This window comes from Enterobacter sp. BNK-18 (assembly GCF_047456135.1).
Classification (GTDB): domain Bacteria; phylum Pseudomonadota; class Gammaproteobacteria; order Enterobacterales; family Enterobacteriaceae; genus Enterobacter; species Enterobacter ludwigii.
Genome location: NZ_CP179899.1, coordinates 1639386 through 1651206, shown reverse-complemented (window position 1 = coordinate 1651206; position 11821 = coordinate 1639386). Strand labels below are relative to the sequence as shown.

General features: G+C 51.8%; 12 protein-coding genes. 4 read left to right on the top strand and 8 right to left on the bottom strand.

Annotated elements, in window-relative coordinates; genetic code table 11:
- Positions 1–105: 105 nt before the first annotated feature.
- On the bottom strand, positions 106–894 hold the full coding sequence (fabI, locus tag ACMGG3_RS07850) for an enoyl-ACP reductase FabI (RefSeq protein WP_020882447.1): 789 nt from the start codon (positions 892–894) through the stop codon (positions 106–108).
- A 317-nt stretch (positions 895–1211) separates the two neighbouring features.
- Between fabI and ACMGG3_RS07845 the strand changes: the two genes are divergently transcribed.
- The 3 genes from ACMGG3_RS07845 (at position 1212) to ACMGG3_RS07835 (ending at position 4309) form a co-directional block, all read left to right on the top strand.
- A complete protein-coding gene (locus tag ACMGG3_RS07845) occupies positions 1212–2036 on the top strand; it encodes a helix-turn-helix transcriptional regulator (RefSeq protein WP_414149758.1) in 825 nt (274 codons plus the stop codon).
- A 456-nt stretch (positions 2037–2492) separates the two neighbouring features.
- Positions 2493–2777, top strand: a complete 285-nt coding sequence (locus ACMGG3_RS07840) for a hypothetical protein (RefSeq protein WP_032678287.1) — start codon at positions 2493–2495, stop codon at positions 2775–2777.
- 182 nt (positions 2778–2959) lie between these two features.
- Complete coding sequence (locus ACMGG3_RS07835; RefSeq protein ID WP_032679689.1) at positions 2960–4309, top strand: GGDEF domain-containing protein; 1350 nt, start codon at positions 2960–2962, stop codon at positions 4307–4309.
- Between the two features lie 52 nt (positions 4310–4361).
- On the opposite strand, the gene ACMGG3_RS07830 is transcribed toward ACMGG3_RS07835, so the two are convergent.
- A complete protein-coding gene (locus ACMGG3_RS07830) occupies positions 4362–5186 on the bottom strand; it encodes a helix-turn-helix domain-containing protein (protein ID WP_414149757.1) in 825 nt (274 codons plus the stop codon).
- 72 nt (positions 5187–5258) lie between these two features.
- On the bottom strand, positions 5259–5654 hold the full coding sequence (locus ACMGG3_RS07825) for a RidA family protein (RefSeq protein ID WP_020882451.1): 396 nt from the start codon (positions 5652–5654) through the stop codon (positions 5259–5261).
- 132 nt (positions 5655–5786) lie between these two features.
- On the opposite strand from ACMGG3_RS07825, the gene ACMGG3_RS07820 reads away from it, so the two are divergent.
- Entirely contained in the window at positions 5787–6377 is a 591-nt protein-coding gene (locus tag ACMGG3_RS07820) for a TetR/AcrR family transcriptional regulator (RefSeq protein ID WP_047955693.1), read from the top strand.
- 147 nt (positions 6378–6524) lie between these two features.
- Here the strand turns inward: ACMGG3_RS07820 and sapF are convergent, their stop codons facing one another.
- From sapF to sapA, 5 genes are read right to left on the bottom strand one after another with little or no spacing between them, the layout of a single operon-like run.
- The gene (gene sapF, locus ACMGG3_RS07815; RefSeq protein WP_014170351.1) at positions 6525–7331 is read right to left on the bottom strand and encodes a putrescine export ABC transporter ATP-binding protein SapF; all 807 of its coding nucleotides are present in this window, start codon (positions 7329–7331) and stop codon (positions 6525–6527) included.
- Between the two features lies 1 nt (position 7332).
- Positions 7333–8325: a putrescine export ABC transporter ATP-binding protein SapD gene (sapD, locus tag ACMGG3_RS07810; RefSeq protein ID WP_014170350.1), complete on the bottom strand. Its 993-nt coding sequence runs from the start codon at positions 8323–8325 to the stop codon at positions 7333–7335.
- Positions 8325–9215, bottom strand: a complete 891-nt coding sequence (gene sapC, locus ACMGG3_RS07805) for a putrescine export ABC transporter permease SapC (RefSeq protein ID WP_014170349.1) — start codon at positions 9213–9215, stop codon at positions 8325–8327. The genes sapD and sapC overlap by 1 nt, the downstream gene beginning before the upstream one ends.
- A complete protein-coding gene (sapB, locus tag ACMGG3_RS07800) occupies positions 9202–10167 on the bottom strand; it encodes a putrescine export ABC transporter permease SapB (RefSeq protein WP_014170348.1) in 966 nt (321 codons plus the stop codon). The genes sapC and sapB overlap by 14 nt, the downstream gene beginning before the upstream one ends.
- Positions 10164–11804, bottom strand: coding sequence for an ABC transporter substrate-binding protein SapA (sapA, locus tag ACMGG3_RS07795; RefSeq protein WP_020882454.1), 1641 nt, complete (start codon positions 11802–11804; stop codon positions 10164–10166). The genes sapB and sapA overlap by 4 nt, the downstream gene beginning before the upstream one ends.
- Between the last annotated feature and the right edge of the window lie 17 nt (positions 11805–11821).

Here is an 11821-nt window from a genome sequence, read left to right as displayed (position 1 = left end):
GTGGGGAAAAATATTGTTAGGTGATAACAAATAGCTGAACGGAATAACGACGGGGTCGGGCGGAGGAAGGAAAACTCTCTTCCCGTGAGGGAAGAGAGTCACAGCTTATTTAATTTCCAGCTCGTTCATTGCAGCGATGTTGAAGCCGCCGTCAACGTGAACCACTTCGCCGGAGATACCCGCGGAAAGGTCAGAGCACAGGAACGCTGCAGAGTTACCCACATCTTCAATGGTAACGGTACGACGAATCGGCGTAACCGCTTCGCAGTGCGCCAGCATTTTACGGAAATCTTTGATACCGGAAGCTGCCAGGGTACGGATTGGACCCGCGGAGATAGCGTTCACACGCACACCTTCTGGACCCATCGCGTTCGCCATGTAGCGGACGTTTGCTTCCAGAGACGCTTTAGCCAGACCCATAACGTTGTAGTTAGGGATAGCACGTTCTGCGCCCAGATAGGACAGGGTCAGCAGAGCTGCGCCTGGGTTCAGCATCGCACGGCAAGATTTAGCCATTGCCACGAAGCTGTAGGAGCTGATGTCGTGAGCGATTTTGAAGCCATCACGGGTTACCGCGTTCACGTAGTCGCCGTCCAGCTGATCGCCAGGAGCGAAGCCGATGGAGTGAACGAAACCGTCGAATTTCGGCCATGCTTTTGCCAGTTCAGCAAACATGCCATCGATGCTTTCGTCTTGTGCAACGTCGCATTCCAGAACAAGGCTGGAACCCAGCTGCGCGGCAAACTCTTCTACACGGCCTTTCAGCTTGTCGTTCTGGTAGGTGAACGCCAGCTCAGCGCCTTCGCGATGCATAGCCTGTGCGATGCCGTATGCGATGGACAGTTTGCTGGCAACGCCAGTTACCAGAATGCGCTTACCGGAAAGAAAACCCATAGATTTAATCCTTATATTCATTGCTTATTTTTTGCCTTGTAAATCATAGCATTACAGGCAACATTTCAAAGTCATTCGAAATTAGCTCGAAATTATATCCCACTCAGTGCCCCTTGTGTCACGCTATTTCTCGCTCAAAGCCCGTGACGTATGTCATGGAAGGGGGTGAGCGAACGCGTTATCACGCTGTTTCACAGGCATCCGTCCATTATATCACTGCGCGACCGGTTCGCCTCATCCAACCAGAGGCGGGCGTTTTTGCGCAAAATGATCCGTTCAGTGGATTTAACGTATTACAATCCAGTTAGAGTCAAAACATGAAAGAAATCATTAACAAACACGTTATAGACTGGGTTGAAGATAATATTTTATCTCTGGAGCATATCGATCGGCTGGTCGTAAAAACGGGTTACAGCAGAAGGACGCTCGAAATCTGGTTTAAACACCAATTCCACCAGTCGCTGGGTGAGTATATGCTCAGGAGACGAATGAGCTATGCCGCGTCTTTATTAAGGATGACGTCGCTGCCGGTCACCGAAATTGCTCACATTTTTCAGTATTATAGCGGACAGGGGGTTGCCCGCGCGTTTAAGAAATTGACCGGAAAAACACCGTCTCAATATCGAAGCGATGAAATATGGGACTTCCAGCGTTACCATCCTTCACTGTTATTAGAAGGGCTCCGTAAACCTGACGTGAAGATATGTCGGCTGGCGCGGACGTTTTCCTATAACGATACCCTGACGGAATATGATCATATTTTTAATCCTGCGATACAGGATGTGACCAAAAGGCTGAGAAAACTTTTGCTTGATCATCGTGGGGAGATAAAAGAAATCGCCATCAGGGGACGGCGTCCAGAAGGCCTGGATAAAAGCCGGGAAAACATGGCTGAAGTCATAATTGATTATCTGTCACCGGATAATACGTCGCACCAAAAACAGGAATATCATTTTTCCGGTAAATATGCCGTTATGCGGTATGACGGTAGCTGGAGCGCCTACGGTAAGCTCAGCAAAAAGAACTATTTGTGGGTAATGTCATATCATCAATTCAGGCTGCGTAATGAAACCCATTTAATGACGTTCCATTCCTGCTCCGAAGATAAGGTCGTATTTGATATTTATATACCCATAGTCTGAGTCTGGCACCGTCTCGTAATTAAAACGAATCAGTCAGTACGGGCTCTCGTCTGTGAGCCCTGACGCTATATATTCCTCGCAAAACAGATGTTTTACAAATGGAGTTGTGAACGATGAAAGAAGAATTGTATCGATTCGATGATGATGATATCGACTCAATTGCCTATTCCGTCGCATTTAGCGAATGGCTCGGTATCGATAATCTGCAGGATTGTGCCCTGACAAGAATTTCGGAGGAGGACAGGGGGAATATGAGCGAAAGTTAGAGGAGTTTCGCCATTTCTTTCAATATGCTTCAGGGGAGGAGTATTTTTCACATTTTCTTTTACAGAATAAAACGCATCACTAAGTTTAACATATACGGATATATGGAATGCATGCATGAGGATTGCACAGTTATTAGTTAAGACGTTAATTGTCGGAACGGTTTCTTTTCCTTACGCGACGGTGTCGGCCATGACACCAGCGGAACATAGTCAGTATGACGCTCTGATTATCGAGGCGAGAAAAGGCAATACGGAACCAGCCTTGTCCTGGTTTTCAGGCCACCATCGGCTTGATGAGTCTCAGGTCGCCGACTGGATGCAAATCGCCCTGTGGGCCGGTAAAGATAATGAGGTTATCAACGTCTATTCACAATACAAACATCATACGTTACCGGCGAGGGCCTATTCAGCGCTGGCGATAGCCTATCGCAACAAGCAGGTAAGAGTGATCTCACTGGTGAGTAAAGCGCAGTAGGGAATATCCCGGTTCGGTACGACATCGACCGGGATAATCCACTTCAACAGACTGAGGTCGGTTAACTGAAGCATCTGAAAAGAGGGTGGCAAGCCTGACCGGTTTGCCCCTCGATGTTAAGCAGAGAATGGTGTAAATCGCTCTGCCGTTTCACGTCTTTTATTTATGCGGTATTAATGAACATGAATAACATTACGTTGGCTGAGAAAATGATCGTGCTGTCCGGTGCGCTGCTGTTTGCACTGATGATCGCGGTGAACTCCTTTTTTGTTAATGATAATCCAGGTTTCAGGGTACCCATGACAACCTATTTGATCGTCATGATTGCGCTATTTTTTCTGGATACCATTATCTCTATTTTTATCCAGATGCAGTATGCGTCTGACCGATCTCATTTATCCCTGTTAATCCTGAGCATGGCGTTTCTGAGCGGTCTCATCTATTTCATAGAAACGATTATCGTCATTCAGCTTCCTGAAGACGCAGGGTTAACCCATACGCTAAAAACTAACGATACGGCGGTATTTTATTTTTTCCGCCAGTTAAGTTTTATTTTTTTGCTGGGGCTTGCTGTATGGGTGGAGAAACACACGGCACGGCGACGGTTCACATTACGGAATAAGGTCTGGCTGGCGCTAATATCGTTAATCCCCCTGGTTATGTTCCCGGTGCTGGCCCATGCTTTGAGCAGCTACAATCCAACCTGGACATTAACGATAGCCGCGTATCGCCCCGATCAGTATCATCCTGTCTGGGATGTCCGCTACGTTAACGCTCTGATAGTGCTCTGGTCGGCCCTGGCCTGCTACATGACTTACGTGACACGCTTTTCATCTGGCGTCTGGAACAGCATCATCGTGGTGTGCCTTTCTGCGATCACCTATAACTTTTTCCTGCTCTTACTCGATACGTATAACCTGTCGCTCTGGTATATCAGCCGGGCGGTAGAAGTGTTCAGTAAACTATTTGTTATCTGTACCTTACTGTTACATGTCTTCAGCTTGCTGAGATTTTTTGGCGATCGGGTTAACCGCGATCCCCTTACGCAGATCTTCAACCGCAAGTATTTTTTTGAGGCACTTCAGCGGCTCCGCATGCTCAGAACAGAAAAGGGCACCAGCATTATGATGCTGGATATCGATAACTTTAAGACCATTAATGACACCTGGGGACATCCTGTGGGGGACCGCGTCATTCTGGCGGTCGTGGATATTATTAAAGACAGTATTCGTGATAATGACGTCTTTGCCAGACTGGGAGGTGAAGAGTTTGGCCTGCTGTTGCCCGACACGGACAGGAGTATGGCCGTAGTCGTCGCAGAACGTATTCGCAAGAATGTTGAGCAACGCACCGGGCAGGGTAATCTGTACGCGGTGCCCCTGACGGTAACGTTAAGTATTGGCGTGTGCTCAGCCATTCAGGAAAACGTCAACAGTAGCGATATCATTCGTGATGTGGATGAAGCACTGTATGAGGCCAAGCACGGTGGTAAAAACAGAACCGTGTGCAGACAGGCCGCAGGGTCGGTCTGAACCGGCGTTGCGCGCCTCCCGCGGTGTGATTTACGCGCAAGAAAAAACGGGGTTATAACACAGGAATGTAAATATCAAAGTTAACGCGCTCATCGCTGCAGGCGTTAAAACGCATTAAATGAATGCCATCGCGCAACGTCAGGCGGTTCGTCACCATTGCCTTAACAAACGCAATTTTGTTATAGGCGCTATAACATTCCCAGCTGCCTTCAAAGGACATTTTTGCATATTTTCCGGTAAGTAAAAGTGTGTCTTTCTTTGTTGTTTTAGTGCTGTCTAAACAATATGAAATTAAGACTTCTACCAGATAGGAACGGCTTTTACCCAGACGTTCTGGTCGGCGCGGCACTATGGCAAGCTGTTGGATCCGATCGCGATTCTCAAGCAGGAGTTTTTTGATTTTTTTAGTGACATCGTGCACCGCTGTATCAAAAAGATGATCGTGCTCTATAATCTCATGGGTATACGGAAAAATCTCATTGAGTTCACAGAGTGTTATTTCAGGTGTTTTAAGATCGTCTAATAAAAATGAGGGCTGAAGGATATCAAAATCCCACTCTTTTGCATTTCTGTATTCAGAAGGGGTGAGTCCCGTCATCTTTTTAAAGGCTCTTGAAAACCCCTGGCTGCTTTGGTAGTGAAATAAATAAGCAATGTCCGTAACGGGAAGCGACGTCATTCTGAGCATGATGGCCGCAAGGCTCAGCCTTCTCCTTAGGATGTACTCACCTAAAGAGAGGTGATATTTCTCTTTAAACCATGTTTCGATGGTTCTTCTGCTATACCCAGTATCTTTAATCAGTTGATCAATATGTAAAATAGAAAAATTATTTTCCTCTACCCAGGTGAGAATATATTTACTAATACTTTCTTTCATTCGATATCTACAGCGTGTGGCGTCATGACGTAATTAATAAATTGCCGGTGGGGTCTATGCCAAATATTTGCTTTATTGCGGTGGGATTCTGGCAATGACCTTAATTTCAAAATCAAAGCCCGCAAGCCAGTTTACCCCCACGGCCGTCCAGTTTGGATAAGGGGGGCGGGGGAACGCTAATTTTTTGGCTTCCATGATGGTTGAAAACTGATTTTCTGGATCGGTATGAAACGTCGTCACGTCGATCACATCATCAAACGTACATCCCGCAGCAGAAAGCGTAGCCTGGAGATTATCAAAAGCCAGTTGTACCTGAGCGCCGAAATCCGTTTCAGGTGTGCCGTCGCTGCGGCTTCCAACCTGGCCTGAGACAAATAACAGATCGCCAGAGCGAATGGCAGCAGAATAGCCATGTTCTTCATAGAGGGCATGACGATTAGCGGGAAATACAGGTTCACGTGGGTGCATGGCATTTCCTTTTCGATTGGGGGTATTGTTGAGATCACGCGGTCGTATTAACATACGTGGCGTATGTCAAAATCTAAACCACATACGCCACGTATGTCAAACGGAAAAACACAACGTAACCAAGGACGTCTTATGGCTGCAAAAAGCCGTGCCGAAACGGCCCAGGAAAATCGCGAAAAAATGATTCAGGCAGGGCGCAAAGCTTTTGCCGAGAAAGGCTATGCCGCAGCCTCCATGGATGAGTTGACCGCAAGCGTGGGGTTAACACGTGGAGCGCTATACCATAATTTCACTGACAAGAAAGGCTTGCTGGCTGCGGTGGTCGCCCAGATAGACAGCGAAATGGCACGAAAGGCGAAGGCAATTGCCGCCAGCGCCGAGAATGACTGGGAGCGACTACTGGCCGAAGGCGTCGCTTACATCAAAATGGCGCTCGATCCGGAAGTGCAGCGTATTGTACTGCGTGATGGTCCGGCTGTTCTGGGGGACCCGGCCCACTGGCCCAGCCAGAATAGCTGCCTGGAATCTACCCGTCAGACCATAGAAAAAATGATTGAACGCAAGGTCCTGAAAGACATGGATGCAAACGTCGCTGCACAGCTGTTAAATGGCGCTGCGCTCAATGCTGCACTGTTGATAGCCGCCAGTGACGATCCACAGAAGACGTTGCCACATGCGATTGAGGTGTTTGTCCTGCTTGCAAGCGGGTTACGCCATCAGTGAAAGGAAAGGGTTAACGCGCGCGAGCTGCCATTTAACCCTTAAAGGAATGGGTGTGCCGGGGGCATTTTTGTCGGATAAGGGGCGTTAAAACGCCGCGAGGATTTCGCGTGTGGTGAGCGTTGTTAATCCGCCCCTTGCACCAACGCGCTAGCGGTCTTTTCTCCACGCGTCCGCGGTTAATGCTTCACCGAAATGGCCGGCGATCAATCGCTTAGTCAGTTCATGAAGCGGAGAGGCCATAACATCTGCGGTACTGCCACGTTCAACAACCTCACCCTGATGCATGACCATCACCTGGTCGCTGATGTGTTTCATCATCCCCAGATGTTGGGTCACGTAGATATACGAGATACCCTGTTTTTCCTGTAATTCGAGCATCAGGTTAATTAACTGCGACCGCATCGACATATCCAGCGAGGCGAGCGCTTCGTCGGCGATGATCACTTTCGGGCGCAATATCAGCGCACGCGCGAGCCCAAGACGCTGTTTCTGGCCGGGGGCGAGCATGTGCGGGTAATAGCTCTCGTGATCGGGCAGCAGCCCAACCATCCGCAGGGTTTCAAAAACGCGTTTGCGTCGCGCTTCTGGCTCGAGATCGGTATTCAGACGCAGCGGAAAATCGAGGATTTGCGAAATACGCTGACGCGGGTTGAGCGATGTCGACGGATCCTGGAAGATCATGCGGATACGCTGGCTGCGGAAAGAGTAATCGCCGAATTCCAGCGGATGGTCATCTATCAGCACTTCGCCGCCGGAGGGTTCAACCATGCCTGCCAGCATCTTCGCAAGCGTGGATTTACCGGAACCGTTCTCACCGATGATCGCCAGCGTCTGTTTTTCGCGCAGGGTAAAGCTGAGCGGCTTCACGGCTTCAACGGTCTGACGATGGAACAGCCCGGTACGGTAGCGAAAGGTCTTACTCAGGTTACGGACTTCCAGTAAGGTTTCGACCATTTCACTCTCTCTCCATGTTCAGCGGGAAATGACAGGCATATAGATGATTTTTAGCCCCTGTCAGGCGTGGCGTCTCAATACATTTACGCTGCGCATACGGGCACCGCGGCCCCAGACGACAGCCAATCGGCAAGGACTCCAGTAGCGGGATAGCCCCGGGCAGGGTATTCAGGCGACTCTTGTGCGGCATGGCGCTGCCAAAATCTGGAATGGCGCGGATCAGCGCCTGCGTATACGGATGATGCGGCGCGGTGATGAGGTCTTCACTCGGGGCGGTTTCGACCGTCTGCCCGCAGTACATCACATCAATCTTATCAGCCCATTTGCTGAGCATTTGCAGGTCGTGACTGATTAACAAAATGGTGGTGTTGTTGTTCTGGTTCAGACGCGTCAGCAGGCGGAAAATCTGCGCCTGCGTGGTCGGTTCCATCGCGTTGGTCGGTTCATCCGCAATCAGCAGACGCGGCTGATTGGCCAGCGCGATGGCAATCATCACTTTCTGACACTCACCGTCGGTCAGTTCGTACGGAAAACTGCGCATGGCATCTTTATGATCTTTGATCCCGACGCGGTGCAACAGCTCAATAGCACGACGCTTACGCCAGCCAAACCGTTGCCACCAGCGGCCTTTATAGGTCCACCCGGGAATGTTCTGCATCAGCTGTTTGCCCACGCGCTCGGACGGGTCAAGACAGGATTGCGGCTCCTGGAAAATCATCGATACGTTATGGCCGACCAGCTTGCGACGCTCGCGAGGAGAAAGGCGTTGCAGGTCGATATCATCAAAACGCATACGGTCAGCGGTAACGCGCCAGTTATCCTTCGCCACACCACAGATGGCTTTGGCGATCAGGCTTTTCCCTGAACCGGATTCACCCACCAGCCCACGAATTTCACCCTCAGCAAGGGTGATACTGATGCGATCGACGGCTTTCACCCAGCCTTCACCGGTTTTGAACTCGATGGTCAGGTTGCGAATATCAAGAAGCGGCATTATTGCACCCCCGCATTAATTGCACGGCGTATACCATCGCCCAGCAGGTTGACAAGCAGCACACTCACCATAATGGCTGCGCCCGGTAACATGACCGTCCACGGCGCAACGTAGATAAGCTCGAGCGCGTCACCAAGCATCGCGCCCCATTCAGGCGACGGCAGCTGCGCGCCGAGATCGAGAAAACCAAGCGCCGCGATGTCCAGAATCGCCATCGACAGGGCGCGGGTGATCTCCGTGACCAGCCCGGCAGCGATGTTCGGCAGTACGGCAAACCAAAGGATGTTTAAGGTTGTTGCACCGTCCAGGCGAGCTGCGACGACATACTCTTTTTCCAGCTCGTCATGCACCATGCTGTATACCGAACGCACGATGCGGGGCAGGATCGCCAGCCAGACCGCGAACATGGCATGCGACAGGTGTGGCCCGACAAACGCCACCACAATGATGGCCAGCAGCAGGGACGGAATAGAGAGCAGGGTGTCGAGAATGTGGTTCAGTGCCGCCGAGCGCAGGCCATGCGTCGACCCAGCAAAGATGCCGAGCGCCAGACCGCAGATGGTGGCAGCAAACGTCACCACAAATGCACCGCCGACCGTCGGCGCCGCGCCGCTCAACAGGCGGCTCAATACGTCACGCCCGAGGTCGTCCGTACCGAGGAAGAAAGAGACTTCACCGTAGCGCGACCAGGATGGGGGCAGCAGCTGATAGCCAAGGAACTGCTGATCAATACCATAGGGCGCAAACCAGGAGCCAAAAACGCAGAGCAACACCAGCCCGGCGAAGCCATAAAGGCCAATCATTGCCGTGGTGTCACCATAGAATTTACGCCACACGGTACGCAGCGCACCGGGCGTGCGCTTTTCACTGTATACGTTATCGTAGGGCATACCATTCCTTATGCTTCAACGGGTTGGCCATAGCACCCAAAATATCGGAAATCACGTTAACAATAATCACCAGAGAGCCAATCACCATGACGCCCGCCGAAATGGCGGCGTAGTCCTGCTGGCGGATAGCGTTAATCAACCATCGTCCCAGCCCCGGCCAGCTGAAGACCATTTCGGTAATCATCGCCAGGGTGAGCATGGTGGAAAACTGAAGCCCCAGTCGCGGGATAACAGGCGGCAGGGCGTTATGCAGCACATTACGGCGCAAGATAGTCAGGCGCGATAAGCCGCGCGTGGCGGCCGCTTTGACATAGTTTTGATCGAACACCTCGATGGTACTCAGGCGCATCAGGCGGATCACTTCGGTTGTCGGTGCCACCGCCAGCGTCAGTACCGGCAGGACCATATGGCGTACGGCGCTGACGATCATCTCATGTCGCCAGGCTGAATCAGACAGCCAGGCGTCAACGATAGCAAACCCGGTCACCGTTTTTACCGTATACAACAGGTCAAAACGGCCAGAAACCGGCAGCCAGCCCAGGTTGAGGGAGAAGAAAAGCGTCAGCAGCAGCGCCAGCCAGAAGATCGGGATCGAGAAGCCGAGCAGGGCGAGGGCGCTGATAAATTTATCCTGCCATTTGTTGCGATAAATCCCTGCCAGCATCCCTACCGGAATACCAACCATTAAGGCAAAACCGAACGCCAGAATGCACAGCTCCATTGTCGCCGGGAAAACCTCTTTCAGCTGCTCGGAGATGAGCTGTCCGTTGATGCTTGAAACACCGAAATCCCAGTGCAGCAGACCGTTAAACCAGAAGAGCCACGCATCCCACAGCGACGACCCCTGGAGCGGGGCGTGCGGGGTGAAATAGCTCAGACTGAAACCAACAAAGGTCAGGAAAAAGAGCGTCACCAACAGCAGCAGAAGGCGGCGCAAGGTAAAAATGATCATGGTTTTTTCACCTCTTGTTCTTTTTCGCGAGATACGCCGGCGAAGGAGGCGTTGCCGAACGGACTCAACACCAGGCCTTTAATATCATAGCGATAGGCCTGCAGGCGCAGGGACGAGGCCAGCGGCAGCACGGGCAGCTCTTCGGCAAGGATCTTCTGCGCTTCATCATAGGCGTCTATGCGTGACGCCAGCTGTTGGGACGCCAGCGCTTTTTGCAGCACGCCGTCAAATTCCCGGTTGCACCAGTGGGCGTAGTTGGTCTGGGAGTTAATCGCCGCACAGCTCAGCAACGGACGGAAGAAGCTGTCCGGGTCATTACTGTCGGTCGCCCAGCCTGTCAGGGTTAAATCATGGTTCATGTCCATCAGGCGCGCCTCCTGGAAACGACCCTCAACCGGCACGATGATCACTTTCACCCCCACCTGCGCCATATCTGCCTGCAACAGCTCGGCGGTCTTCAGCGGGCTTGGGTTCCAGGCCTGAGAGCTGGTCGGTACCCAGAGTTGCAGCGTCAGGTTTTCCGCCCCCAGCGCTTTCAGCTGTTCACGCGCTTTTGCCGGGTTGTATTCCGTAATTTTAGCTTCACTGTCATAGGCCCACGAGGCTCGCGGCAAAATAGAGGCGGCGGTTTCTGCCGTACCGTAATAGATCGACTGCATCAGACGCTGGTTGTTGATGGCCAGCGCCAGCGCGTGGCGTACGGCAGGGTTGTTCAGCGGCGGCTTATCGGTATTAAACGCCAGATAGGCGATGTTCATGCCGGGGCGTAACGTCAGGCGCAAACGCGGATCGTCGCGCAAAATGGTGAGCTGGCTGGCAGCAGGCCACGCCAGCACGTCGCACTCCCCGGTCAGCAGTTTTGATAAACGCCCCGTCCCGCCAGAGCCAAGATCGACCACTACCTGTGGCATCAGCGGCGTGCCGCGCCAGAAATGCGCATGGCGCTGCAGGCGGATATATTGTCCGGAGCGATATTCGGCCAGCTGGAACGGACCGGTGCCGACTGGCTGACGGTCGATTAACTCCTGACGATCGATTTTGCTCAGGTTCGCGGCGTATTCAGCAGACATAACGGACGCATAGTGGGTGGCCAGGTGCCAGAGGAAAGAGGCATCCGGGCGCTTCAGCGAAAATTCCACCGTGCGGTTATCCAGCTTGCGAACGCTTTTAACGGTATCGGCAAACTGCAGGCTGTCGAAGTAGGGGAAGTTACTGCCGTTAACGTTATGCCACGGGTGATTACGGTTAAAGATACGCTGGAACGTAAAGACCACATCATCTGCGTTCAGTTTGCGCGTTGGGGTAAACCAAGGCGTGTGCTGAAATGCGACATCATCGCGTAGGTGGAAACGGTAGGTCGCGCCGTTATCCAGGACTTCCCAGCTTTCGGCAAGCTCTGGCACCAGACGGTAGGTGTAGGGATCCACATCAAGCAGACGGTCATAGAGTTGCGCGGCAAGGGTATCCACAATCAGGCCGCTGCCCGCTTTTTGCGGGTTAAATGTATCAACCTGACCGCTTACGCAATAGACGAAGCCGCTGTCGCGAATATCAGGTTGCGTAGCGGGTTCGGGCGCAGCAAACGCCAGGCTGCTGAACAGACCAAGTGCAAAGAAGGACGATAAAACCAGACGCATAATTTTTAAGGTTTTTA